This window comes from Runella defluvii (assembly GCF_014195535.1).
GTDB classification, from domain to species: domain Bacteria; phylum Bacteroidota; class Bacteroidia; order Cytophagales; family Spirosomataceae; genus Runella; species Runella defluvii.
The window spans coordinates 180065-205444 of sequence record NZ_JACIBY010000007.1 but is presented as its reverse complement, the minus strand read 5'-3'; the positions used below and the strand labels follow the sequence as shown (position 1 = coordinate 205444).

18 protein-coding genes are annotated in these 25380 nt (G+C 43.7%); 5 read left to right on the top strand and 13 right to left on the bottom strand.

Annotated elements, in window-relative coordinates; all coding sequences use genetic code 11:
• Nucleotides 1–182 precede the first annotated feature (182 nt).
• The 5 genes from FHS57_RS17885 to FHS57_RS17865 all read left to right on the top strand — a co-directional run bounded on the left by FHS57_RS17885 (nt 183) and on the right by FHS57_RS17865 (nt 9204).
• Nucleotides 183–3467 carry a SusC/RagA family TonB-linked outer membrane protein gene (locus FHS57_RS17885; RefSeq protein ID WP_229601381.1) on the top strand — a complete coding sequence of 1095 codons (3285 nt, stop codon included), beginning with the start codon at nt 183–185 and terminating at the stop codon, nt 3465–3467.
• 12 nt (nt 3468–3479) lie between these two features.
• Entirely contained in the window at nt 3480–5177 is a 1698-nt protein-coding gene (locus FHS57_RS17880; protein WP_183976057.1) for a RagB/SusD family nutrient uptake outer membrane protein, read from the top strand.
• Nucleotides 5178–5313: 136 nt separating this feature from the next.
• Nucleotides 5314–6588 (top strand): polysaccharide pyruvyl transferase family protein, encoded by a 1275-nt coding sequence (locus tag FHS57_RS17875; RefSeq protein WP_183976056.1) that lies wholly within the window; start codon nt 5314–5316, stop codon nt 6586–6588.
• Nucleotides 6572–7927 carry a polysaccharide pyruvyl transferase family protein gene (locus FHS57_RS17870; RefSeq protein ID WP_221225660.1) on the top strand — a complete coding sequence of 452 codons (1356 nt, stop codon included), beginning with the start codon at nt 6572–6574 and terminating at the stop codon, nt 7925–7927. Before FHS57_RS17875 ends, FHS57_RS17870 begins: the two co-directional genes overlap by 17 nt.
• A gap of 11 nt (nt 7928–7938) precedes the next feature.
• Nucleotides 7939–9204, top strand: coding sequence for a polysaccharide pyruvyl transferase family protein (locus FHS57_RS17865; RefSeq protein WP_183976054.1), 1266 nt, complete (start codon nt 7939–7941; stop codon nt 9202–9204).
• Nucleotides 9205–9270: 66 nt separating this feature from the next.
• Here FHS57_RS17865 and FHS57_RS17860 read toward each other — a convergent pair whose 3' ends face one another.
• The 13 genes from FHS57_RS17860 to FHS57_RS17800 all read right to left on the bottom strand — a co-directional run bounded on the left by FHS57_RS17860 (nt 9271) and on the right by FHS57_RS17800 (nt 25242).
• Complete coding sequence (locus FHS57_RS17860; RefSeq protein ID WP_183976053.1) at nt 9271–10287, bottom strand: SDR family NAD(P)-dependent oxidoreductase; 1017 nt, start codon at nt 10285–10287, stop codon at nt 9271–9273.
• 2 nt (nt 10288–10289) lie between these two features.
• On the bottom strand, nt 10290–11264 hold the full coding sequence (locus FHS57_RS17855) for a glycosyltransferase family 2 protein (RefSeq protein ID WP_229601380.1): 975 nt from the start codon (nt 11262–11264) through the stop codon (nt 10290–10292).
• A complete protein-coding gene (locus FHS57_RS17850) occupies nt 11264–12904 on the bottom strand; it encodes an ArnT family glycosyltransferase (protein ID WP_183976052.1) in 1641 nt (546 codons plus the stop codon). The genes FHS57_RS17855 and FHS57_RS17850 overlap by 1 nt, the downstream gene beginning before the upstream one ends.
• A 146-nt stretch (nt 12905–13050) precedes the next feature.
• Nucleotides 13051–14469 (bottom strand): undecaprenyl-phosphate glucose phosphotransferase, encoded by a 1419-nt coding sequence (locus FHS57_RS17845; protein WP_183976050.1) that lies wholly within the window; start codon nt 14467–14469, stop codon nt 13051–13053.
• Nucleotides 14470–14490: 21 nt separating this feature from the next.
• The gene (locus tag FHS57_RS17840; RefSeq protein ID WP_183976041.1) at nt 14491–17256 is read right to left on the bottom strand and encodes a hypothetical protein; all 2766 of its coding nucleotides are present in this window, start codon (nt 17254–17256) and stop codon (nt 14491–14493) included.
• Nucleotides 17256–17963, bottom strand: coding sequence for a hypothetical protein (locus FHS57_RS17835; RefSeq protein ID WP_183976039.1), 708 nt, complete (start codon nt 17961–17963; stop codon nt 17256–17258). Before FHS57_RS17835 ends, FHS57_RS17840 begins: the two co-directional genes overlap by 1 nt.
• On the bottom strand, nt 17960–19066 hold the full coding sequence (locus FHS57_RS17830; RefSeq protein ID WP_183976037.1) for a hypothetical protein: 1107 nt from the start codon (nt 19064–19066) through the stop codon (nt 17960–17962). The genes FHS57_RS17835 and FHS57_RS17830 overlap by 4 nt, the downstream gene beginning before the upstream one ends.
• A 3-nt stretch (nt 19067–19069) precedes the next feature.
• A complete protein-coding gene (locus tag FHS57_RS17825; RefSeq protein WP_221225659.1) occupies nt 19070–19897 on the bottom strand; it encodes a YjbH domain-containing protein in 828 nt (275 codons plus the stop codon).
• A gap of 24 nt (nt 19898–19921) precedes the next feature.
• On the bottom strand, nt 19922–20947 hold the full coding sequence (locus tag FHS57_RS17820; protein ID WP_183976033.1) for a hypothetical protein: 1026 nt from the start codon (nt 20945–20947) through the stop codon (nt 19922–19924).
• A gap of 111 nt (nt 20948–21058) precedes the next feature.
• The gene (locus FHS57_RS17815; RefSeq protein ID WP_229601379.1) at nt 21059–21859 is read right to left on the bottom strand and encodes a WecB/TagA/CpsF family glycosyltransferase; all 801 of its coding nucleotides are present in this window, start codon (nt 21857–21859) and stop codon (nt 21059–21061) included.
• Between the two features lie 117 nt (nt 21860–21976).
• On the bottom strand, nt 21977–23236 hold the full coding sequence (locus FHS57_RS17810) for a glycosyltransferase (RefSeq protein WP_183976031.1): 1260 nt from the start codon (nt 23234–23236) through the stop codon (nt 21977–21979).
• Nucleotides 23237–23240: 4 nt separating this feature from the next.
• Nucleotides 23241–24341, bottom strand: a complete 1101-nt coding sequence (locus FHS57_RS17805) for a glycosyltransferase family 4 protein (RefSeq protein WP_183976029.1) — start codon at nt 24339–24341, stop codon at nt 23241–23243.
• 7 nt (nt 24342–24348) lie between these two features.
• Complete coding sequence (locus FHS57_RS17800; RefSeq protein ID WP_262889947.1) at nt 24349–25242, bottom strand: glycosyltransferase; 894 nt, start codon at nt 25240–25242, stop codon at nt 24349–24351.
• Nucleotides 25243–25380 lie beyond the last annotated feature (138 nt).

Genomic DNA, 25380 nt, shown 5'->3' with positions numbered 1-25380 from the left:
TATGTAAACCCAAAAAAAATAGTCCCAATAATCAAAAAAAGAGGAAAGATGCGGTCACATCTTTCCCTTACTGAACTTGCGGTTGTGTAGGAAGCACCGCGCGTTCGTGCTTTGTCTTTTCCAAAACAAAAACAATCAAAATTATGTCAAATTTCTTTACCAGAAAAGAGATTTTCTATCTTATGAAAATCACCCTCACCCCCTTGTTGTTTGTTTGTCTGCTGACTACCCTCAGTTTTGCGGAGAACACTTTTGGCCAAGAACGACTGCAAGAAAAAATTACGCTCCATTTGAAAAATACCGAACTTAAAACGGTACTCAAAACCATTGAGCAAAAAAGCAATGTCGTATTTTCTTACCAAAAAGGCGTCCTCACTACCAACGAAAAATTGAGCCTCGACATCAAGGACGAAACCTTAGAGTCGGTGTTGCAGCAAATTTTAACCCCGCGTCAAATCAACTTCCAAGTGCTCCGATCCAACAAAATTGTGTTGACGCGTCGGGTTTTGGGAAACGCACCCGAAGGGTTAGAGCCTAAGAATCAGCCCACTATGTTCGACCTACAATTAGACCAAGCCATCACGGGTACAGTTACTGACGAAAACGGAATGGGCCTACCAGGCGTCAGTGTAATCATCAAAGGAACCGTGCGCGGTACCACTACCGATGCTTCAGGAAAATACCGAATCGTTCTTGCCAACAACAGTGAAGTCTTGGTCTTTTCATTTGTAGGATATATTTCTCAAGAATATGCCATTGGTAACCAAACCAGCCTCAACGTATCCCTCAAACCCGACACCAAAGCCCTCGAAGAAGTGGTGGTGGTGGGATACGGAACCCAGAAAAAGAAAGACCTGACGGGAGCCATCGCCAGTGTGGACGTGGAAGCCACCCGATTGCAACCCAACACCAACGCTTCGCAAATCCTGAGAGGAACAACGGCGGGCGTGCAAGTCATTGACAATGGTCGCCCTGGACAAGCAGGAACGATCCGAATCCGAGGAATCAACTCCATTTCAGCCAATAGTTCTCCCCTGATTGTCTTGGACGGAATTATCTACGCGGGAGGAAATTTGGCCGACATCAACCCCAACGATATTGAGACCATCGACATTCTGAAAGATGCCAGTTCGACGGCCATTTATGGCTCTTTGGCAACCAACGGAGTCATTGAGATTACCACAAAAAAAGGAAAATCAGGCAAGCCTAAGTTTACATTCACTACCTATTTGGGGGCGTCAGATTATGCTTTTTTGCCTAATTACCGCACCCCCGAGCAATACTTAGCTGCGCGCAAAGATGCCGAAGAAGCCGAAGGAGGAAGTGTACCGTTTTCGGTGATTGAACAAGCAAACATTGCTGCGGGAAAAACAATCAATCCTTTTCAGGAAATCAAACAAAGTGCTCCGATGTCGAATTATGAGCTCAATGTTTCAGGGAAAATGGATAGATTAAGTTACTTTTTTTCAGGAGCTTATACCGACTCTAAATCGCCCGTCAGAGGCGATAATTTCAACCGTTTGTCGAGCCGATTAAACTTGGGCGTACAGGCTACCGATTGGCTCAAATTGGGCATCAATTCTGGGTATTCGTCCAGAGACAATTCAGGGGTAAGGGCCAGCCTTGTTCCAACTTCTTATTTGAGCCCTTTTGCTAGTTTATATTTAGAAGACGGGGTTTCGCCAAATCCTCTTCCACAAAACTGGGGCTTGGTAGCCAACCCCTTATTAGGAACGCTCTTAAACACCAACAAATCAATCACTAACATCCTATTTGCCAATGCCTACGCCGATGTAACCTTGTTAGAAGGGTTGACCTACAAACTCAACGGAGGCTATACCCGAACCGACTCCAAAACATTCGCATACAGTCCTACCTATGCCCCTACCAACCGACTGGGTTCTGGCTCTAAAAGACACGGAGAAACTCAAAATTTTACCTTAGAAAATATTCTTAAATACCAGCGGAGATTTGCCCAAGAGCACAGTCTTGATTTAACCGTTCTTTACGGCATTTATCAATTGTCAAATCAGTTTTCATTTTTGTCAAGCCAAAATATTTTCAACGATGCCTTGGGCTACAACTCATTGGAAATTGGCGAAGGCTACAGCATTGACGTAGGCGCAACTCAAAACCGACAAATCTCTTCCATGGCGCGCTTGGGGTATTCGTTGAAAAGTAAATACTTCTTTACTTTGAGTGTACGCAGAGACGGATTTTCGGCCTTTGGAGAGGGTCGTAAATTCGGAACTTTTCCCTCGGTTGCTTTCAGTTGGAACGTAAGTGATGAAGGTTTTATGAAAGACGTCAAAAAAATTGACTTCTTAAAACTGCGGGCATCGTGGGGACGTAACGGAAACCGAGGCGTGAGCGAGTACTCGTCTTTGAGCCAAGTTGGTCAGCGAAATTATGTTTTTGGAGACGGGCAACCCGTATCAATCGGTTTAGTCCCTACCACGCTTGCCAATCCTAATTTGGGTTGGGAAACGACCGAAAGTTTCAACATCGGCACCGACGTTCAGGCATTTTCCAGCCGAATTTCGGCCTCCCTCAATTTTTACGTTTCCAACACGTTTGACCTACTCCTCAACCAAACTATTCCGAATACCAACGGTTTTGAGGTTTTCTTGAGAAATATTGGTAAAACCAAAAACAAAGGCTTTGAATTAGACCTCAAAACCAAAAATATTGAAAGAGGAGACTGGGGATGGAATACCAACCTCGCTTTTTCACTCAACCGAAACAAAATCGTTCAGCTCACGGGCAGAGACATCAACAACGATGGCATAGAAGACGATGACATTGCCAGTGGATGGTTTATCGGGCAGCCGTTGGGCAGTAATTTCGACTACGTATTTGACGGAGTTTTCCAGCAAGGAGATGATTTTTCGCTAATACCGGGCTCCAAGGCAGGAGACATAAAATTTAAGGACATCAGTGGCCCTAATGGTGTCCCCGATGGCAAAATTACGCCCTTAGACCGCGCCGTATTGCACAGCAACCAACCTAATTTTAATGTAGGAATTACCAATATCGTCAACTTCAAGAGGTTTAGTTTGTCTTCTACGCTCACTATCAGAGAGGGCGGCTACAGTTCTAACTCGCTCATCAACCCTGGCTCTAATTTCTTTGACCAAGCTAATTTCCTCAATACGCCTTATTGGACGCCCTCTAACCCTATCAATACTCACCCCCGAATCAACTATCGTAATCCACTCGGGTATGGTTTTTACGAAAGCCGAAGCTTTGCAAGGCTGCAAGATGTATCGTTGTCTTATAATTTTTCGGACGCACTGACAAAGAAGCTGAAAATAGCCAATCTTCAAGTGTATGTAAGTGGCAAAAACTTATTTACGTGGACCAAATGGAACGGATGGGATCCCGAGTTTGGGGGCGGCGGCCGTGACCCAGGCACAAACGGCCCATTGCTTAAAACATTTATTGGCGGTATTAACGTGTCATTCTAAAATTCAGGAACAATGAAATCAACATATAAAGTATTCTTACTTCTATCACTTTTGGGCATTACAACCGCCTGCAACGATGATTTTTTAAAGGAAGTGCCTCTGGATCGGTTTAGTCCCGAAAACTTACTGACCAACACGGCTGGGTTCGATGCCGCCGTGGTAGGTTTGTACGAAGGAGCACGTCAGGAACACATCATTGCTTCCAACAATTTTGAGTACATGACCGTAGGAACCGACCAAACCCAATGGGGACGGAACGACTCGCGCGGGAATAAAGATTACAGTCTGCTTAACCCCAACTTAGATGCGACCATTGTGTATTGGGATTGGGCGTATAAAACCATGATTTTACGGGCCAATACCGTTTTGGACGGCCTCAATAACCCCAATCTCAGCATTAAGCCCGAAGACCTTAACAACATCAAAGGTCAGGCGCTTTTCTTTCGGGCCTACACGTACAATTTTTTGGCGAATATTTATGGGGGTGTGCCAATTGTAAAGCAAACAATCACCGAACCTAAATTTGATTTTGTAAGAAACTCTCGGCTTGAAGTACTCAATTTTGCGGCCAAAGATTTGGAAGAAGCCATCACTTTACTACCGTTGCAAGTCAAAGACGGCCGCATCCCCCGCGCGGCGGCGTTTCACCTGTTGAGCGAAATTTATATCTCACTGGGTATGGAATCTAAAGATGCTTCCTTCTACGATAAGTCCATCGGGGCGGCCAGCAAAGTAATTAACAAAGAAGCGGGTGATTATCAACTCATGACGGCGCGATTTGGCGCGGCAGCTTCGCGCGCTGGCGATGTTTTTTCTGATCTTTTTGCCAATGGGCAAGTCAACTACGCGGCGGGCAACAAAGAGGTGATGTGGGCTTGGCAGTTTGAAAGTACCAACGTAGGCGGGAGCTTTTCGACTTCTTCGGCCAATAATAGCATTCGTTACTGGGGACCCGAATATGACCGCTTACAAACTCCAAATCGAGTCTTGAATGTGGTAGCTGATAGCATCGGAAGGGGAATTGGGGTTAATTGTCCTACCAATTACGCCAAATATGATGTCTGGGCATTAGACCCCAAAGACATGAGAAATTCCGTTCATAACATCCGACGCACTTTTTACTATAACAACCCTGCGGATAAAGAGTATTTTGGTAAGCCGATTATTGTCAAAAAAGCAGCCAATGGAAATCTATTTTTGGCTCGAAACGACGGTACGCTCACAACCATTGCCATTGATACATTGCGCCAATACTACCCTTACTATCGAAAAATCGAAGGGCCTTCCATCAATAACGATATATTATCGGGCAATACCTCCAAAGATTTTAGCCGCATGAGGGTCGCTGAAACCTATTTGCTGAGAGCGGAGGCTTATTTTAGAAAAGGGGATTTGGAAAATGCCGCCAAAGACATCAACGTAGTGCGAGCAAGGGCAAAAGCTACCTTAATCAGTGCAACAAAAGTAACCGAAGACTTTATTTTGGACGAAAGAACGCGGGAGTTGATTGTGGAAGAGCCCAGATTGCGCACCTTGATTCGCATGGGACGTTTGGTGGACAGGGTGAGAAAATACAATTCCGAACCATCGGTGGCGAATGGTCCATCATCGGGAAAAACAATCCAAGATTTTAACAAGTATTGGCCTATTCCCCAAAAAGTAATTGATGCCAATACTGGAGCTAAATTTGAGCAAAACCCTGGTTATTAGCCCATTCAGTTTTACCCGCAGACCAACGCAGATTTAAGGCCACAGAATGACGCAGATGCAGGAAATTCAGCGAAAATCAGCGGTTTTAAATTTCTGCGAGTTTCTGCGGGGATAAACTTCCATTCTCAAGATAAATATGACACTCAATAGACGTACTTTTTTAAAACAAACCTCCCTGTTGGCGGCTTCGTTGCACGTGGCGTTGGGAGAAGCTACAGCGGCAGCACCTAAATCAATTATTTTGCGTTCGTCGTGGCAAACCGAAAACATTGGAGACATTGCACATACACCAGGCGTGCTGACGCTTTTAGAACACTATTTACCCGAAGTAGAAGTACGCCTATGGCCTTCTAATGTCAAAAATGGCGTGGAAGAAATGCTACGAAAGCGTTTTCCCAAACTGCGCATTATCCAAACTCCCGAAGAAATTCAACAAGCATTCAGCGAATGTGTTTTTTTGCTGCACGGCTCAGGGCCTTCGCTGGTTGCAAAGCAAGACGTGGAGCGTTGGCGAAAAACAACGGGCAAACCTTACGGCATTTATGGCATTACGTTTCCAGGTGTGTATGGCTTTCCTGAAGATCGGCAAAAAGTAACTCCGCTCGACTTAGACATCTTGACCCAAGCCCGTTTTGCTTATTTCAGGGATTCGGTATCCATGGATTTTGCCAAAAAACAGGGAGTCAACTGCCCCATCATGGAATTTTGTCCCGATGGTGCCTTTGCGGTGGATGTCCGAGACGACCAAGCAGCTGATGCTTTTTTACGGGAACACGGCCTCGAAACGGGGAAGTTTTTGTGCGCAATTCCCCAAGTACGGTTTTCGCCTTGGTGGGAGTTGCCTTCCAAAAAACAAACCATCAACGAAGCCAAGCACGCGCACAACGAAAAAATGAAAGAGCAGGACAACGCCCCCATTCGGGAGGCAATCATCGCCGTGGTACGCCAAACACCGCTCAAAGTCTTGCTCGTACCCGAAAATGCGACTCAAATGCGGATTGGAAAAGAAATGCTCTACGACCCACTTCCTGAGGATGTCAAAAAGAGAGTGGTGTGGCGAGATAAATACTGGCTTACCGACGAAGCCGTGAGTACGTACATTCGTTCGGCAGGCTTGTTTGGTTTAGAAATGCACTCGCCCATTATGTGCATTGCGCAGGGAATCCCTGCCATTGTTTGTCGATTTGACGAACAAACCAGCAAAGGCTACATGTGGCGAGACATTGGGCTGGGCGAGTGGCTCTTTGACATGGACACCCCAAGCGACGTCGCCAAAATTGTGCCCACTGTACTCGCAATGGCTCAAAACCCCAAAGCCGCTAAAATGAAGGTAAAGAAAGCCCAAGCCTTTGTGAAGCAGCGACAAGAACAAACCATGAATGTCTTGAAAAAGAATGTCCTTACAACCTGAACCGAAAAACGCCATGCCTACTTCCCGTCGAGACTTTCTTAAACTTTCTACCCTTGCAGCCACTACGTTTCAAGTGCCTCAACGGGAACAACTGAGCGTACCCGGAATACCATTGGCCAAGGCACCCACCATATTACTCCGCTCGTCGTGGAACGACAACAACATTGGAGACATTGGTCACACGCCCGGCACATTACGTTTGTTGGAAAGATACATTCCCGAAGCGCAAATTATTTTATGGCACGCCCAACCTCGTCCCGTTACAGAAGCATTGATTGTCAAAAATTTCCCGAAAGTAAAAATCGTTCACGGGGCTTTTTTCAACCAAGATGAAGGTTTGCAAGGAGCACTAAAAACGGCATTCGAGCAAGCCGACGTCTATATTCATAACTCAGGAATGTCGATGAACTATGGTTTGTTCAATTATGAATGGACCGGAGTCATGTCCAACCTTGCTCCCTTTTATTATTGCCTCGAAAACAACATTCCTTTTGGGCTTTACGGGCAGTCGTTCGACAAGTTTGCGCCGCCTGCATTATCACTTTTTAGGGATGTACTGAGCCGTGCGTCTTTTATCTATTGTCGTGATACCGAGTCGGTCAAGTTCTTGAAAGAGAACCAGTTCAAAACGCCCATCATAGAATTTGGCCCCGATGGATGTTTTGGAATAGACGTGCGGGACGAAGCCAGGGGGCTTGCCTATCTACGTGAGGCTGGATTGGAAGAAGGGAAGTTTTTGGTGGTAGTAGTACGAACCAATACGCCGCATTTGAATGCCACAGGGAAAGGCGATATGATGAACCCCGCCCCCTCGCCCGAGCAGCAGCAACAAGATGCGCTGCGACTGGGCAAAGTCAAAGACTTAATCCATCAGTGGGTCACGACTACGGGCATGAAAGTCTTGATTGCTCCCGAGGCTTTGAAAGAAACTAAATACGCCAAAACGATGCTCTACGACCAATTGGACGATAGCATCAAGGCCAAAGTCGTATGTCGCGAAACCTTTTGGAGTGCCGACGAAGCCATGTCGGTGTATGCCCGAGCACACACGATGTTTGGCATGGAGCCCCATTCGCTCATCATGGGCTTGGCGTTGGGAGTGCCTGTGGTTCACGCCCGTCCGCTCAAACACGGTCGCAAAGGGTGGATGTTTCGTGACATTGGCGTACCTGAGTGGCTATTTGAAATAGACCAAGCGCCTGCATCCGATATTACAGGAGCAGTTTTAACAATTTACAAAGACTACAAAACGGCCAAAGCCAAAGCCCAAAAAGCCATGGATGTAGTCCGCAACCGACAAAAAGAAACCATGTCAGTCGTAAAAAAACTGGCGAAATAAAATCCAATCCCATGCCTCTCAATCGTCGTCAATTCATACAACAAAGCAGCTTGGTTTCAGCCGCTGCCATGTTCCCTTTTTTGGCACAAGCCACGCACAAAAACAACCCTGTGTTACTCATCACTTCAGGTTGGCAGGATGTCAACATCGGAGACATTGCCCATACCCCTGGGTTGATTGGCCTATTGAAAAAACGCCTCCCTAAAGCCAAGATTATTCTCTGGAAAAAAAGCAAAAGTGAGATGGTAGAAACCATGCTCAACCACTATTACCCCGACGTCTCCATTATTCACGGGGCGGTAGATAAGGAGTTGGTACCCCAAACAGAAGAAGTGAAACGGGCATTTCAGGAAGCCGATTTTTTCCTGCATGGTTCGGGGCCTTCGGTCGTTGCTACCGATTACTTACAAGCTTGGCACAAGCAAACCCAGAAGCCTTTTGGGATTTTTGGGGTCACGACACAAACTGTTTCTCCTGCGTTAAAAGACCTGCTACAACACGCCTCGTTTATTTTTACGCGGGAAACTGCTTCAATTGAAAAGCTAAAAGAAGCGGGCGTCCAAGGACCGCACATCGCTTTTGCGCCTGATGCTACGTTTGTGTTGGAGATTCATGACGACCAAAAGGCCAATCAATTTATTCAGGACAATAAGTTAGAACATCGCAAATTCATTTGTGTGATTCCGCGCCTTCGGGTAACCCCTTATTACAAAATCAGGCCCAGCGGCTGGAGTGAAGAACGTATCAAGGAAGTCAACGAACTCAACGACAAATGGAAAGAAATCGACCACGCCAAAGTCCGTGAAGCCATGGTAGCGTGGGTACAAAAGACGGGTAACAAAATCGTAGTTTGCCCCGAAATGACCTATCAAGTAGATATTATTGATGAATTATTGGTCAACCCGCTCCCTGAAGATGTGAAAGCTTTGGTGGTTAAACACGGCTATTGGCTTCCCGATGAAGCGGCGTCGTTGTATTCCCACGCCCACGCGGTGTTGAGCTATGAGTGTCATTCTCCCATCATTGCACTGACCAACGGTACTCCCGCCTTTTATTTGCGTCAGCCTCAAGACACCATCAAAGGACAGATGTATTATGACTTGGGGTTAAAAGATTGGACGTTTGAGATTGAAGAGACGACGGGACAACAAATCACCGACAGGCTATTACAAACAGTGGCTGATTATGGGGCAGCTAAAAAGAGCGTAAAACAATCAATGGCAAAAGTACAAAGTCAATACAACGCCGCCTTCGAAGTCATTAAGAAGAAAGTGTAGTTGGCCCAGCTACTCAATCAAACCCCGTGCCGAATCATGTAATTATCAATCAGTGGTAGGGTTTCTTTACTGGGCTTTGTGGCACGTGGACGAAGCCCGACCACTGACATACGTCCCAATCGGCAGTTGCTTTGAAGACTCTCGCATCATCCAGTCAATCACTCGGCTGATTCCCTCTTCAAATTCAACTTGCGGAAAATAGCCCAGCTCCTGTTGCGCTTTTGAAATATCCGCAGCCGTCTGCCGCATGTCACCTGCTTGTTCTGGTTTGTAGGTGCGTTGGCTTTGTTTCCCAACCTGTTTTTCAATCACTTCAATGGTTTCCAGGAGGCTTGTGGTAGTTGGCCCAGCGATGTTATACACATCAAACCCTGTGGGTTTGTCCATCGCCTTTAAAAAGGCATTGACCACGTCTGAGATGTACGTATAATTTCGGATGGATTGCCCATCGCCATAGACGTCAATAGGTTGTTCCGCTTGGATACGTTCAATAAATTTTCGGATGGCCATTTCGGGTCGTTGCCTTGGGCCAAAGACCGTAAATAATCGCAAGCAGGTTACGTCAAATTGGTGAAGCGAATGGTACGAATATGCCACCAATTCTGCCGCTCGCTTCGACGCGGCATAAGGGGAAATCGGCTGGTCGGCGGCGTCTGTTTCTTTAAATTGTCGCGCAGTACTATTGCCATAAACCGACGACGACGATGCCATAATCATTCGACGGACACCCGCTTTTCTCATCGCTTCTAACACCGCCAACGTTCCATTTACGTTGATTTCAAAAAACTTTTCGGGCTCCATTACCGACGGTCTCACGCCTGCGTACGCGGCCAAGTGAATCACCAGTTCACATTGATAATCCACCAAAAGCTGTTGTAAAGCCGCTTTATCACGAATATCTCCCTTAATAAACATAAAGTTGTCGTACTGCGCCAACGTACTAAGGTTCTCTCGCTTCAACGCCGAACAATAGATATACTCGTCAAGGTTATCAATACATACAACTTGATGTCCTTGCTGAAGTAATTGTTCCGAAAGGTGAGAGCCAATAAAACCAGCACCACCCGTTATCAAAATGACCATGCTTACTGTCGTTGGTTATGAGAAGTATAAATCTGACGGATGACGTACGTTTTTTTGCCCTGCGATTCAAAAAGAGACCGCATTACTAGCTCAGCTACGATGCCCATCCCTACCAATTGCACCCCTGAAACGGAAAGAATCAGCGCAGCCATTGGCCAAGATGCTAAACTAGCTTCTGGACGAGCCACTAGCGTGCAACCCATGTACAAACACACAAAAAATGCCCCTAAAAACATCCAAATCGCTATTTTTCCAAAAAAATGAATGGGCTTTAACAAGTATTTTTTCATAAAATATACCCAAACCAAATCACTGATTACTTTGGTTGTCCGCCCTAAATTGTATTTGGACGTCCCCGAAATCCGTGGACGATGTTTCACCACCACTTCAGTCATCTTTGCCCCTTCTAAGGCAGCAAGTACTGGAATAAATCGGTGCAACTCTCCGTACAAGGGCAGTCTTTTCGCCAAAGATGCCCTAAATACCCGCAACGTACTTCCGTAATCTTTGCAGTGTACTCCCAATAGATGTCGGATGAGCCAATTGGCGATGATACTGGGCAGTTTTCGGGTGGCAAAACTATCTTTTCGTTTCAACCGTACCGTGGCAATCATGTCATAATCCCCTTGCTGGGCTACGGTGAGTAAGGCAGGGATGTCCGCAGGGTCGTTTTGCAAATCACCGTCCAACGTAGCGATATACTCACCTGATGCCGCCTCTATGCCCGCCGCCAAGGCTTGACTTTGGCCATAGTTACGCTGAAAATCAATTACTTTTAAACTTTTATGGGCAATATTCTTCAGCTCCCAAAGGGTATTATCCGTTGAGCCATCGTTGACATAAATGATTTCGTAAGACCATCCACGCAGGGCTTCATCTATTTCTATCATCAACGGGCGAATGTTTTCGGCCTCATTAAATACACAAACCACAACCGATACAAGTGGAGCTGGGTGGGAAAGCGAATGCGTCATCATTAAGGTGCTTGATCGAAGCGGACTATTTTGGCAGGTCGCTCTGGATAAAGCGTCAGCCTGGCGATTTCTTTGTACTTTTCGCCCGCCAAGTTACTAGAATCAGCCAAGTAATACACTCCTTTCTCTTTTTTAAAACTTATGGGAAGGACTTTCCGCCGCGTAGCTTCGATGTGAAAACTATTAACATCCGTCGCTCCATCATCACCAATGGTCGTTTTATAACTCTTCAAAGGCAGGGCATTCCCCGCCGCATCCATGGTCATCAGTGCCGCTTTCACATTGTCTTCCAAATACCGCTGCCGCTTGGCCTCGCGGGGCGGAACAAACAAAAAATTAAAGGAAATACGAGCCACCAGCAGAAACACCACAAAAATATCCAAACGAACTTCTTTTTGGTGAAAATACCACCAGCACATGACTCCCACCACCCCGCTCGTTGCCAAGCATGCTCCCCACACGTAGGGAAGTTTTCGGGTCGCTTCAATGCCAAACGCAATCCAAACCGCAAAAACCGTGATTCCCATGACGCCCCCCATAAAAACTTCAATCCAACGCCGCTGCCAGTGCCCTTCCTGTTGGTAATAAGCCACCACCACTAGCGTAAAAAAGAGCGGCTGAAGCATCAACGTGTAGCGCGCATACACCTGCGGCGAGACCCAGTAAACGAGCACATTGGCCACAAAAGTAATGGCACAAAACCGTAAAAAAGAGTCTTTCGGACTGGTGTATCTTCGCAACGCAGCCAGCACCGTTGACCACGATTTTTGGGGAGTTGAAGGATAAAATAAGAGAATAAATAACGTAAAAGGTAAAAAGTGAAAAATGTATTCAAATGGAAAGGTGAGAATGTGCAGCACCGTAGCAGTTATGCCAAAGGCCACACCTGTCCGTTTTACACTTTCGTCCCACAGGACATACATTGCTTTTTGGAGTGGGAAACCAAACGCCGCAATGCTTAGGGCATAATACGTCCCCACAATCCCGAGAAAAACCGCTATGCCCAAAAAATGAGCAGGGTGCCACAACACCCGCCATTTTCGCTGGTACCCCAGCCAAGTCACCAGCGTCATCCCCTGAAAAACCAAAGAGGGCAGCCCTTTCATCATAAACCCCAAAGCGCAAATGAGATAAGAGTACAAAAACAGTAAGCCGTATTTTTTGCGTTTGTCATACTCATAAATCACCATAAAGGCCGTAAACGTCGCCCATGAATAGGTAATATCAATGAGACCATAGAGCGTTTCGTAAAAAAGTACGCGTCCGTTGACCAATTGCAACAACGCCACCATGGCCGCAATCTGATAAGGTACGTACCGACGTAGCCAGTAAAAAATGGTGAACGAAAACCCAATCACCGACACCGCCATGGGAAATCGAAGGCTCCACGATGAGTAATCGCCCCATAACCGAAACGAGGCCAATATGAGCCAGTTATAGAGCGGGGGTTTGTTAAAGTAAAGTTCTCCGTTTAAGGTAGGTGTCAAATAATTTCCCGTCAAATCCATTTCCAAAGCCACCAGCGCCCGCCGTGCTTCGTCGGTTGACATGTCCAACGGAATATAGCCCAAGTGTGAAAAAAGGGCAGGTATTGCCAAAATTACAGCCAATAAGTGCCATTTATTACTTTTTGCAATACTCATCCGTTTTTATTTTGATGACCCAGTCTCTACATTACTCCCAACAATCGTCAGCAAAATTGCAAAAATTAACGCATCAGAAAATAAAAAACCTCTCAGAAGTCTTACAACATTTGAGAGGTTAGTAATCAATGTGGATAACCTAATATCTAATATGCTTGGGGTTCGCCTTTCATCATATTATATACTGTTTTAAAAATTACCTGTATATCTAACAAAAGGCTCCAGTTTTCGATGTACCAAATGTCGTATTCCACTCGTTTGCGCATCAGGCCAATCTCGTGGGTTTCGCCTCGGTAGCCATTGACCTGCGCCCAACCCGTAATCCCTGGCTTAACGCGGTGCCGAATCATGTAATTATCAATCAGTGGTAGGGTTTCTTCACTGTGCTTTGTGGCATGTGGACGAGGCCCAACCACTGACATACTCCCCAAAAAGACATTGATAAACTGCGGCAATTCGTCCAAATTGGTCTTTCGTAAAAACTGACCGACGCGCGTCACCCGTGGATCATTGGAGGTAGTTTGGCTAAATCCTCCCTCCTTTTTTACGGTCGATGCGCCGTGATACATCGTCCTGAACTTCCACACTTTGATAATTTTTCCTTTTTGCCCCCAACGGCCTTGGATAAAAAACACGGGCCCTTTGGAGTTAATTTTTATCGCCAAAGCTAGTATCGGAAACAACCACGACGCAATCAACAACAAAAAACATATACTAAAAACAGCATCAAAAGCGCGTTTTACCCCTTGCCAGTAATTCAAATCTAACAGCGTACTCCGTACGGTTACCAACGGATATTGTCCAAATAATTCAAACGAATAGCGGGAGGCATTTAACTGAAAAAAGCCTGGCGTAAACTTAACAGGTACCCCTTGCTTATCGGCCCATTCAATCAAACCTGCTACGTACGTTTCGCTAAATTTTTGGATTGCAATAACCAGTTCATCTACTTCATTAATTGGCGTATTTTTTAAAAAATTCAACGTTTCTTGTAAAGTTGATTTTTCATTTTTTACAAAATCATGGGCGCGTGCTCCTGCAATTTTATAGCCAGATTGGGGCTTCTTTTGAATCAATTCAATAAATTCATGAACTGAAGAAAAATCCCCTACAACTATTACTTTTTTTTGGTTTATACCTCGTGCGTACCAATACAATAATAAACTACGGGTAAAATACATTTTAAAACCCACAGTAACCATTAATGTTGTCGCATATATTACCGTAAATGTTCTTGCGTGAAAATGATCATCGAGCAAAAACAATGAAATTGACAGTACAACCAGTTGAACAATTAAATTAGGCAGTAAGCTTAGTAATTCATCCGTAAATAATGAAAACCTAAAATCGTCATAGATTTTAATAAATTTACTTGAAAAGTACCAAACAAGTAACAAACCAATGATAATGAGCGTATTTATTTGGTTCAACTCTCTTTGGCAACAAAGTGTACTAAATACATACACTATAGCTATGACTATAAAATCACTTAATAACCTTAAATGATTTTTTCGGCGCCTGATACGAAAATCAGGTGAGGGAGATAATACATTTAATACTGACATCGTCTTCCAATGTTAAAACTTCTATTTCTTGCAATACTCGTCCGTATCAATCCGTATCACCCAATCGGCTTTTCGAAGGGTGTAAGCATTTTCGCTAAAGGAATAGTAGCCTGGCGCAGGGCCAACTTGAAAATCGTAAGTTTTGCCAACAACCAATAAATCGGTAACAATACTGAAAGACGTTTGACCCGATATATATTTCATGCTTGGCAAGTTTTTCCATTGCAGCGTTCCCGTTTCCCGAAATCTTCCAAATAGCTCTCGGGTCGGAAGTTTGGGTTCATCTAATGCTTTACAAGGAAACTGTAACGTAATACGCACTTCTCCAGACTGTAAACTGGAAGGCACTTTAAACGCCGACAAGTCAATCGTTTGGGCAGTGGCCGAACAAGGATCTACTGCACTTGAGAGTCCAATGGCCGAGCTTTGATTGTCATAAACTTTCAATTTCACCTGCGATCCTGACTCTAAGTTGCTGATTTTTATCGAACTACCGCTACTTATTTTGGATTGAAATGACTTCAAAATAGCGTTTGTAGTGGCATTAAGCAATTCACAATCATACACCCGATCGCTAACTGGCAAGCTACTTTTCACCGTAAACGTCAGCGGAGTAGCACACTTGGTAGGCGGAGCTTTGAACGAAGTGAGGTCTATTTCTTGGGTAGTGGTGGTACATGCCGCCAAACCAACCGACTGGACAGTAGCTGTACTAAACAAATCCGTTATCCGTAGTCGAACCGTTTCGTCGCTGTACAAGCCATTGATACGAACAATGTCGCCGTTGTTGGCCGTGGACTGGAATTTTTGCATCGTGCCGTTGGTCTTGGCATTAATCACCTCAAAGGTGTATTGATGCGTACTGTTGGGCAAACTGCTTTTTATTCTAAAATTCAGGGTCGAAGCACAACGAGGTGCGGGGGTTTGAAACCCTTCGAGAACCAGTAAATACGTGGTATTACTGCACGCTTCTACCACGGGAGATGTGGCAACAGTTGCGCTAACTATGTCAAATATACGTAACTGAATTGGCCCCGTGTTATCATACAATCCGCTCAGACGAATAAAATCTCCGTTGTTGGCCGTCGATTGAAAAACTTGTAAGCGATTTTTGGAATCAGGTTTTATTACTTCAAAGGTATAAGTACGGTCGCTGGCGGGTAAGGTACTTTGTATCTTAAAAATGGGCGACGCCGTACAACGCTGCGGGGGAAGTTTAAACGAACTAATATCCAACGGCTGTACGGAGGTGGCACAAGCATCCACCACTTCCGAAATTGCCACAGCACTACTTACAATGTCCGATAGCTTCAAACGAATTTTCTGGTCGCTATCCAAACCATTGAGTCGAATCACCTCCCCGTTGTTGGCCGTCGTTTGAAAACTTTGCAGAGTAGCATTGGTTTCGGCGTTGACAACGACACAGTTATAACGGTAATCGCTTGGTGGCAGGTTGCTCTTTAGTTGAAAACCTGGCCCCGTCGTACACTTGATAATCTGTTTTTTGAACGACGACACATCCAACACTTGTTCGGTACCACCACATCCATTGATTATTTCTGAGGTAACCGTAGCTGAGCCCAACGCATCCGTGATTCGAAGGCGCACGTATTGGTCACTCTCCAAACCATTCACTCGAATTACCTCTCCGTTATTAATCGTCGATTTGAATACTTGCAAACGCGTATTGGTGCCGTCGGCGAGTACTTCACACTGATACTGTACGTCGGTGGCGGGAAGGCTGCTTTTGATTTTAAAACTTGGCCCCGTTTCGCATTTTTGCTTGGTAAACCCTGCTACCCAGAGTGATAAGTGAGGTAGCTCCGCTTCGTAAGCCAAACTTCCCTCTGTCCCTTTTACCACTTTCCCAAATGCCTCCGTTTGCCACGTATCTGTCGCCGCGTCGTAGCTATACAGCGGAATTTCATCCCCCTCCTTGATTAATCGCCGTTCTTGTGGATGATAAAGCTGTGAAGAAACCGAAAACCGAACGTTGATGGGGCTACTCAAGGATTTGACAAGACGAAACTGCTCATTGTAAATTTGTAACAAAAAAGCCCCCGCTAGTTGCGTAAACTGCTGATTACTACCTACTCCGCTGCCATCTTTGAGCAGAGGGCGAGCAATGGTAAAGTTACTAATGGGATTGATTAAAAAATTATCATGCGGCTTGGTAATATCGACTACCTGAAATCGGGCCGTTAAAGTCCCCGCAATTTCTTTTCCCACCGCATCTTTTACGATGCTTCCTTGCGAAACCGTAGCTTTGACTTTTGATTGATTAGCTCCGACAAGTTCGGGGGTTTCGAGTACCCAATCTGAGTCGATTCGGCCCGCATTGCTGCTCGACCGTTGGGAAACGTTGACTTTCGTGTTGATTGTCTCTTGGGGTTGAAAAACCAACGTAACCGATCGTTGCTTATCATCCCTTAATTCAACAGGCAACACCGCCTCTAGCTCTCCCTGCGATTTTACCACCACCGTAAAACGCAACGGATTTTGCGCGGTAGGCCGTGGCCCCAAGGAATCAATGGATAAAAACAAAGTGCCATCACCCGTCAATCGAAACTTCTTGGTTTCTACTGTCGTAATCACCCTTGCCGCATCAGGCCCCGTAATGAGTACTTGAGCATCGGTAGGCACTTCCAGTCCGCCTTTGGTGTAATACTGCACATCCAAGGCCACTGGAAATGGCTTTTTGAACCGCAGCTCAAAACCATCCAAGGGGTTTTTACACGCCCACAGGAAACAAAGGAAGAGCAAACAAAACGCCGAAATACGGTACATTATTTTTGAGTTTTTCTAACGAGCGAATACGAAAGAACGACTTGGAGATTGGGCAAAAACCGATACCCTCGCATGTTGCGCTCTATCATTGGGAGTTGTTCGTCGAGGGTAGTAGTTTCTAAAAACCCTTCATAATCAGCGCTTAGTTTGGGTTTGCCCCAATAATAACAACCTAGCTCAAACCCGAAGCCCCAACGACGTTTAGGAATCGAACGCCCCATGCCTAGTCCTGCGTAGCCCACCACCGAAGACCATCTGACGCGTAAATCGATGGTGCCAAATTCTTCGGGCTTCATTTGAATGCCGCCCAGTTCGATGGGACTCAGTGCTTGGAGCTGAAGCCGAACGTCGGGCCGCCAAGTGTAGCCTGCTCCTGCCGTTAGAAAAAAGGAGGAACGACGAAAAGGCTGCCATTTGACCGAACCCTGCACCAAGCCAATGACAAAATCGGGCCGAAACTCCACAATCGAACTATCTCCCAAATCAAATTGATGCTTTTTTTTGTAGCCCAAATAGCTACCTCCTGCGCGTACTACCCACTGCGGACGCTTAGGCAACCGCCATGCACCTTGTACCCCTACCCCCGTCACACCAGCTTGGAGACTCAGCCCTTGCGGCCACCAACGCGATGGACCCTTTTCATCGTCGGACGACGCCAAAGTTTGGTTGCCACCCAAGAGCAGTAAAAAAGAGAGAAGGTATTTCATTTTGTAAACTGACGGTTCAAATACCACTGGTGATACTGCCGCAACCGTTGGTCGAGTTGGTAACCCGTTTGGTAGCGTTCTCCAATGCGATAACCTCCTGCGTACAAATATTCCCAACGAAACTCCTGTCCAGTACGAAACTGAAACTTCTTGGTTTGGACAATTTTACCAGGAGGAATAGGCACGGCAAAATTAAATCCTGCCGTTGCGCCGTTTTGAGTGCCAACGGCAAAAAGCCCAATTTCAACGTTTGAATACTGCCGAATAAAATCGAACCGAATCCCTTTATCCCCGTACATAAACTGCCCTGCGGTTGCTTTTAGCAGTAAATCCAGCTTTTGAAAGCGGTACTCCACATCCACTAACGCCAATAGTTTGTCCATTTTTTCGTAGTACAAACCGCCGCGGGGATAATAATACATACCTGTTAGGCCAAGTTCGACCCCGTACGACCAAGCGCTCTTAAAATCGGTCTGGCGGTACTGAAGGTTAACTCCGTACTGGTCGTTGTGAAATAAGCCAACCGTGGCACTCACAAAATGGTTGTCTCTTTTGTAAAACTGATTAATAAACAGCGGGGCGGGACGGATGATGTGGGGACGATTGTCCAAGTCGTTGGTAAGGGGAAAAAGAACACCAAAATTGACACTCAAACCCGCCAATAGATACAACTGACTTTGAAGTAAAAGGCTGGTGTTGCTACGTACGGGTTTTTTGTAGTAACCAAATTTTGCCCGAAAAACGGGTTGAAGCCAAACGTCAACTTTATAATTTCTTTGGAGAGGAAAGCGATAATTGCTGGTGATTTTTTTTTGTTCAATGGCTGTAATAGGTCGGACGTCACCAATGCCTGAAAAACGATAGGTAGCGAGGGGAATACCCTGAAAAAGAGGGGTGTAAGCAATAGAATCGTTGGGAGTAGCAAGGGTTTTACTTAACGCTACCATTCCCTTCAAGGGGTTGCGATACAAACGCTGTTCATAATAAAAGTGGTTTTGTTGTTGGCTCACATTTTCGAACGCAACAGAAAGGGGCTTTTGCTGGGAATACCCCCTGAGGCAACCTACCAATACCAGCATCCCTAAGCATAAAAGTCGGGTCATGGGTTACTTCTTTTTGAGAAAAGTGGGGGCTTTTAAAAGATTGGTGTTCAGCGACGTTCCAAACATCACTTGGTCGCCGTTGAGCAGACCTGCTTGTAGCGTCCATTTTTTAAAAAAGGTAACGTAGCCTCCGATGTTGAGGTGCTTTGAATCATACTCAGCCATGAGACCCGCTTTTTTCCTAAAGTGAAGGATTACCCCTCCGAAGGGGCCTTCGAGGTAGTGGTTTTTAAAATTATTGGTGCTCTTTTTTTGTAAAACAAACCCTTTTAAAAACGTTGAGTTAGAGTTATTGGACACTGCTCGGTAAATGTAATACGGACTTCCATAACCGATACTCGTTTCAAGTTTCCAAGAATCGGTCAAAGTAAAGTTTTTGGTCGCGACTAAAACGTGGGTGAGCATAGGGCCATGAATAATAAATGGAGCCGTCATAATGACTGTCAATGAAGGTCTCTTGGCCGTCTCACGCAAAATAAGGTAACGAAAATCCATGGAACGATCCCCGATTCCTTGAATTTGACTCACATCTCGGTATTTAGAGTTAAGAATTTGGAGCAACGAAATAGAAATTTCAAAACGAGGTAAGAGGGTTAGACGTGCATACCACACTTGTTCTGGATTTTTCTTTGCCCCAATTAAACCGTAGTGAATAGGATTATAGTTGTACCCAAACTGAAAATCACCGTCTTTCAGTTCTAGTGCTGATGGAGTATATAATATCCCAGGCTTGCCAGATAAGTTGGTTTGGGAAAAAAGGCGAAGAGAAAACAGGAGCAAAACAAGTACACCAATGATGCACTTGTTGCTCCTATTCTCAACCATTTTCATACGTTTCGTTTGCACTTTTATTAATTATCCTTGGTTGTGACAACTTTCGACAACAGCTGCTTTCGCGTCGTTTGCTTCTTTTAATGCCTTTTGATAATTGGCTTCTACGGCAGCATCATTGGTTTTTTTTGCAGCATCTGCTGCCGCCTTCAAAGCCGCGACTAGCTCGGTACAGGCTTTAGAATCAGCCGATTCTAAGGTATTGACCGTTGACAAGTTTCCTAGCAAGGCCAAACTATTCAATGCATCTAGTAGCGTAAATGTCTCTTCTCCTAATACGGTCTTGGCCGCATCCAAATCTTTCTTAGCAGCATCATAAGCCGCTTGCGCAGCGGTACGAATGGCCGCATACTTGTTAGGAAGGCTACTTTTACAGGTCGTTTCTTGGGCAGTTAAGGTACTCGTTGCGGCATTATACGCATTTTGAACCCGTGCAAGCTCGTCGGTTTTGGCCTTATCTAGCTCCGATTTTTTGGTTTGAAAGGCATCCTCTCCTTTTTTAATACACTCGGGCGAAGCCGTGATTCCATCAATACCGTCCGTGTGGGCAATACCCTCTACCCCTCCCGTGCGGGCAGGAATGGCTTTACCATTGACCGTCGGAAGCGTAAACGTGGGTAAATATGCCTTTAACTTAGGGTCAGCACTGGCTTTGTCCAAAATGCTCTTCAAGTCGGCAGGCAAAGCACCACCTCCTGCCACTGCCGAAATAGTGGATGCGGGAATGGTGGCCAACTTAGTTACTTCAGCCGTGGAGATGGCTGCTTTGACTTCATTGGCTGCGGTGGTCACCGTGGCAGGGACGGTTCCTGTGCTCGCAATGGAGGCAACCCCCCCCGCCACCGCCGTAGCTTGGGCAGATGGCGTGACCGTAGCGGGCGTACTGGTCACGGCGGCAGGTTTGGTTAACGAAACGGTATCCAACTTGATACTTGTTAGCTCTTCTACCAAGTCAGCATCGGGTTCCAGGGGATCCCCTTTTTTACAATTGTACATCGCCGCTGTCAGGGCGAGTAGGTACACAATCAGTGAAAATGAGCGATTTTTCATTGTGAATAAAATGGTTGATTAATAATTATTTTAGGGAATTGTGCTTCAAAAAATAAGTGGGTATTGGGAGATAACTTTAATCGCGTTAGGCTAGGATAGATAGGGCAACTATTAAATGTAATATTCGACGATGCGGCGTTGGGGAGTAATGGGAGGGCTGAAAAGGCTAAGACGGAATTTTTCGAGCAGGAGTAAATAGAGGAAATAGGTGTTGGTTACAACGTACCGTTTAAACAACCGACGGGGATTGCACAGCATACGAAATAGCCATTCCAAACAAACGCGTTGCATCCAGCGGGGAGCACGGCGCTCAACCCCTGCCATCATCGGAAAGGCCGCGCCCACCCCAATCATGACGGCGTCAATTTTTCCTTTCATACTCGCCATCCAGCGTTCTTGTTTAGGACAGCCCAACGACACCAGTACAAGGTTGGCCCCCGAATCATTGATAGTTTGCTGGTACGAAAGCACTTCTTCGTTGGTAAGCGCCCGATAAGGCGGGGAAATCATGCCCGCAATTTCGAGTTGAGGAAAGTCAACGCGGCATTTTTCTTTGATCGTGTCTAGCACTTCTTGGGTACAACCGTAAAAAAAGACCTTCAATTTCCTTTTTTCGGACTCACGCAGGAGCACGGGCATCAAATCGGGTCCCGCAATTCGTTCTTGTTTCAGTTGGTACAACCACCGAAGCGCCAAATTGAGCGGCATTCCATCGGGCGTGACCATGTCCGCTTGGGCAATGGCGTTGGAAAAGTCCTTGTTGCGGTACGATTCCACACAGGTATGAACGTTGGCCACACACACGTACGACGAGGTGCGTTTGGTAGCTAGCTCAAAAATAGAATCTACAAAATGAGAATACCCCCCAAGGTTAAGGGGTATGGTCAACAACCGAGTTTGTTGCATTAGCATAGTAAAACAGGTTATTAGGTGTGACAACTAGTTTTATACGAAAGCATAGCAATACCTGCCTGCTTGAAAAAGCAGCTTGAAAAGAATAAATGATAGAGGAAGCAGAGAAATAACCTGTTAGGCTATTTCTTCTGATTTTGAGGAAGTTTTAGACAAACATTCTTGATAAAGATTCAACATCTGAAGCGCTTTGTTATCCCATGAGAGTTCCCGCTGACGTGCTACACAGTTGGCTGAAAGTTCCTTTAAAATGTCTCTGTTGCTTTCTAAATAATTGAGTGCCTGAGCAAAGTCGTGTACCGATTGACTGGGGTTTGTTAAGCTTATTTTAATTCCTACTTTTTCATCAATAATAGCTCCAAATCCACAAGAATCAAAACATAAAACTGGTAGTTGGTTACTTAATGCTTCTAAAACCACCGTAGAGGTATCTTCACTTACACTTGTAAAAAATAGGAGCTGAGCACTCCTCATTATAGATAAAATAATCTCATTTGATTTTATACCATGCCATATAACCTGCTCAGAAATTCCTAAATTATCACAAAGCTTTTGGTACTTCATAAGAGTACGCTCGTTACCTGTACCAAAAATATTGAGTATAACTCTTTTGTTATTTGATAAGGCAAGAGCTTCTAAAGCTAAATGGAGTTGCTTTCTAAAATCAAATTTTCCAACCCAAAGAACATTAAAGTCTGATTTATCAAATCGATCAAATGGAATACTATTACTAGGATAACAACCCGTTTCAGGGATTAAAATAGAGTCTTTACCAATATACTTTTTAATTGCAACATAAGAGTTAGGAATTGAACTAACCAAAATAGAAGAACTTTGAAATGCTAACCTAATTCTTTTATTATATTTTACTTGGAGTATATTTAGACAATTTTTAAGAATAAAATACATCACAATTTTCAAGCTACCACTTGTCAGATAGCGTATAGGAAATTGTTTTAATCCTCCTATAGGCCCCCAAACGAACGGAATTTGCTTAATTTTCCATAGGTAACCAGGCTCCCTAAATCCAATCATATTGAGCTGATGAATAATGTCAATGGGGGTTTGCTGGACGATTCCCAACGCAATTTGATACGTTTTCCATTGCCAATCTTGGTAGTGCTTGTAAAACCGCCAATCCCCTTGATTCCAGCACATCTCTCTAACTCTTTCAGGTACAGGGCTGTAATAAAAGTGGAGGTTCTTGGCTTGAGGTAACTTGGGTAATTCTGCTTCAATTTTGTCTTTGAACTCTCCTTCAGTAATAACGTGTAACTCACAATACTTAGCCAAATGTATGCACCAATTCCACGCCATGCCAGGTTCACTGCCCATGTGTGGAGAGCAGGCGTAGGCGTTGATGAGGATTTTAAGCATATTACTATTTTAGGCAATCTTTAACAATGTTAAAAAGATTATTTTCAAAATGATTAAAAGTAAAGTTTTCATCAAACCTCTTCTTTGACAACAATCCCATTTCTAAACGTTTTTCAGGATTTTCTATCATCCAAATCATTTTTTCAGCCAGAGTCTCAACGTTTTCTTGAGCAACGCAAAATCCTGTTATTCCATCAACAATAATACTTTCTATAGCGCCATTATTTGTTGAAATACATGGCAACGAAAAATCCATAGCTTCAAGTAAAACTAAGCTAAATACCTCACTATGATAATATGTAGGAAAAACGAAAACATCAGCACTAGCAAAGTACATATCTTTTTCATCATTATATTTCTCACCATGAAAAAAAACTTCATCAACAAGATTATATTCTTCAATTCTTTGAACAAAATCTTCACGCTTAACATCTTTCCAAGCTCCAACAAAATCACACTGAAATTCAAAACATCTTTCTTTTAGTATTTGGCACGCTTTGAGTAAAACATATACTCCTTTTGTTTTCATCATATTAGACACAAACAAAAATTTTATTTTTTTAGATATTATAGGTGATTGAGTTTTAATCTGCGATTTTGATATTACTGCATTTGGACAATAAAAGACATTTTCTTCGGATACATACTTAGATTTTTCAAGATAAACTTGATTGCCTAATAATACTACTTTTACTTCCTTATAATAGTACTTTAGCAATAATTTATTATACCACTCTTTACCCCATTTATGTGAAGCTTTGTTATGAAAATGTAAAATAATTTTTAATTTAAATAGTTTCATAAATTGAATAATTATAAAATCTCTATAAAATGCCCACCCATCAGATGTGGGTGTTAAATAGCACAAATCTGGTTTAAATTTAAAAACCATATAAGCTATTCTAAAAAAGCTTTTTAACAAAAAAAATATTTTAGAATAGTTTATATGGCCGACTTCATCTATACGATTAGAGGCAGAAAAATTTACAAATTGACAGTTATATTCATTATTTATTTTTTTAGATTCATAAATGTAATTACCCATTATAGATGCCCCATGAATTGGAGGCGAAAGATGAATCAAAAAAAGTATTTTCTTTTTCATATAATACTTAAAATTCAAACATGTAACGAACTCTAGAATATACTCTTATTATTAAGTTGTTATATTTATAACACATTTTTCGTATTTCTTCATTCTCAACTAAGTAATCATCTAAAATAAATATTTTTTTCTCACCATTGTCTAAATCTATTTTAAACCTAGAGAACTTGAACTTTGTATTTGTCCCCTCCTTTGTAAAGCCAATATTTTCGACTAGTGAATAAAAAGGTATTACTGAATATTTTTGTTGCTTAAACTGCGAATAACAAAATCGAATTGCCCAGGAATTTCCTTTCCCTTCCATTACACTTTTTAATAGGTTATACATATCGCTACCATTTTTTTTAAAGTCACTTATTTTCTTTTTATCTTTCTTAAAAACAAGCCAGTCTTTCACCTCCCAGTCAACTGTTGCCCACTGGTCTTCCCAAGTACCCCATCCCCAAGAAGAAGACCTTCCGTAGAGATATACATCTGAATTATAGCTTTGAGGCTTTTTAATTTTAAGCCCATAGCCACATACAGAAATAATTTTTTTATTATTTTCATAAAAATCTAATGCATGATTCATATATGATAGGAAATTTGGAGTTGTTACTAAATCATCTTCCAACACAATAACTTTTCCAAACTGAGTAACTACCTGACTAACACCTGATATAATAGAATTTGCCAATCCTTTATTAGTTGGGGATTCGATAATTTGAACAGACTTAAATCCATCTATTCCCTTCAAAAAACTCCGTACTTGTTTAACTTTTTGTTCGCTTTCAAAACATTTTGCACCATCAGAAAAAATAAATAAATCACTTTGAGAAGCTAAATAATTTTTTCTAAGAGCATCCACCGTTTGCATAGTTAATTCTAGTCGATTATAGGTAAAAAGACAAATTGGTATCATACTTTAATTACTTAAATTAAATACTAAAATATATGTTTCCAAAAATTTTAAAAAACATTTCCCTAAAAATTACTTAATTTTTATACTTTTATTAGGCTTTGTTGTATGGCCCAATAAGACATTGACATTTCATAAAGG

Coding starts and splice junctions, on each gene's coding strand:
- FHS57_RS17800 (WP_262889947.1), bottom strand. CDS start 25,242: ATGATACCAATTTGTCTTTTTACCTATAATCGACTAGAATTAACTATG.
- FHS57_RS17825 (WP_221225659.1), bottom strand. CDS start 19,897: ATGAAAATGGTTGAGAATAGGAGCAACAAGTGCATCATTGGTGTACTT.
- FHS57_RS17860 (WP_183976053.1), bottom strand. CDS start 10,287: ATGGTCATTTTGATAACGGGTGGTGCTGGTTTTATTGGCTCTCACCTT.
- FHS57_RS17870 (WP_221225660.1), top strand. CDS start 6,572: ATGTCCTTACAACCTGAACCGAAAAACGCCATGCCTACTTCCCGTCGA.
- FHS57_RS17875 (WP_183976056.1), top strand. CDS start 5,314: ATGACACTCAATAGACGTACTTTTTTAAAACAAACCTCCCTGTTGGCG.
- FHS57_RS17840 (WP_183976041.1), bottom strand. CDS start 17,256: ATGTACCGTATTTCGGCGTTTTGTTTGCTCTTCCTTTGTTTCCTGTGG.
- FHS57_RS17850 (WP_183976052.1), bottom strand. CDS start 12,904: ATGAGTATTGCAAAAAGTAATAAATGGCACTTATTGGCTGTAATTTTG.
- FHS57_RS17855 (WP_229601380.1), bottom strand. CDS start 11,264: ATGATGACGCATTCGCTTTCCCACCCAGCTCCACTTGTATCGGTTGTG.
- FHS57_RS17830 (WP_183976037.1), bottom strand. CDS start 19,066: ATGACCCGACTTTTATGCTTAGGGATGCTGGTATTGGTAGGTTGCCTC.
- FHS57_RS17810 (WP_183976031.1), bottom strand. CDS start 23,236: ATGCTTAAAATCCTCATCAACGCCTACGCCTGCTCTCCACACATGGGC.
- FHS57_RS17805 (WP_183976029.1), bottom strand. CDS start 24,341: ATGAAAAAGAAAATACTTTTTTTGATTCATCTTTCGCCTCCAATTCAT.
- FHS57_RS17835 (WP_183976039.1), bottom strand. CDS start 17,963: ATGAAATACCTTCTCTCTTTTTTACTGCTCTTGGGTGGCAACCAAACT.
- FHS57_RS17845 (WP_183976050.1), bottom strand. CDS start 14,469: ATGTCAGTATTAAATGTATTATCTCCCTCACCTGATTTTCGTATCAGG.
- FHS57_RS17820 (WP_183976033.1), bottom strand. CDS start 20,947: ATGAAAAATCGCTCATTTTCACTGATTGTGTACCTACTCGCCCTGACA.
- FHS57_RS17885 (WP_229601381.1), top strand. CDS start 183: ATGAAAATCACCCTCACCCCCTTGTTGTTTGTTTGTCTGCTGACTACC.
- FHS57_RS17865 (WP_183976054.1), top strand. CDS start 7,939: ATGCCTCTCAATCGTCGTCAATTCATACAACAAAGCAGCTTGGTTTCA.
- FHS57_RS17880 (WP_183976057.1), top strand. CDS start 3,480: ATGAAATCAACATATAAAGTATTCTTACTTCTATCACTTTTGGGCATT.
- FHS57_RS17815 (WP_229601379.1), bottom strand. CDS start 21,859: ATGCTAATGCAACAAACTCGGTTGTTGACCATACCCCTTAACCTTGGG.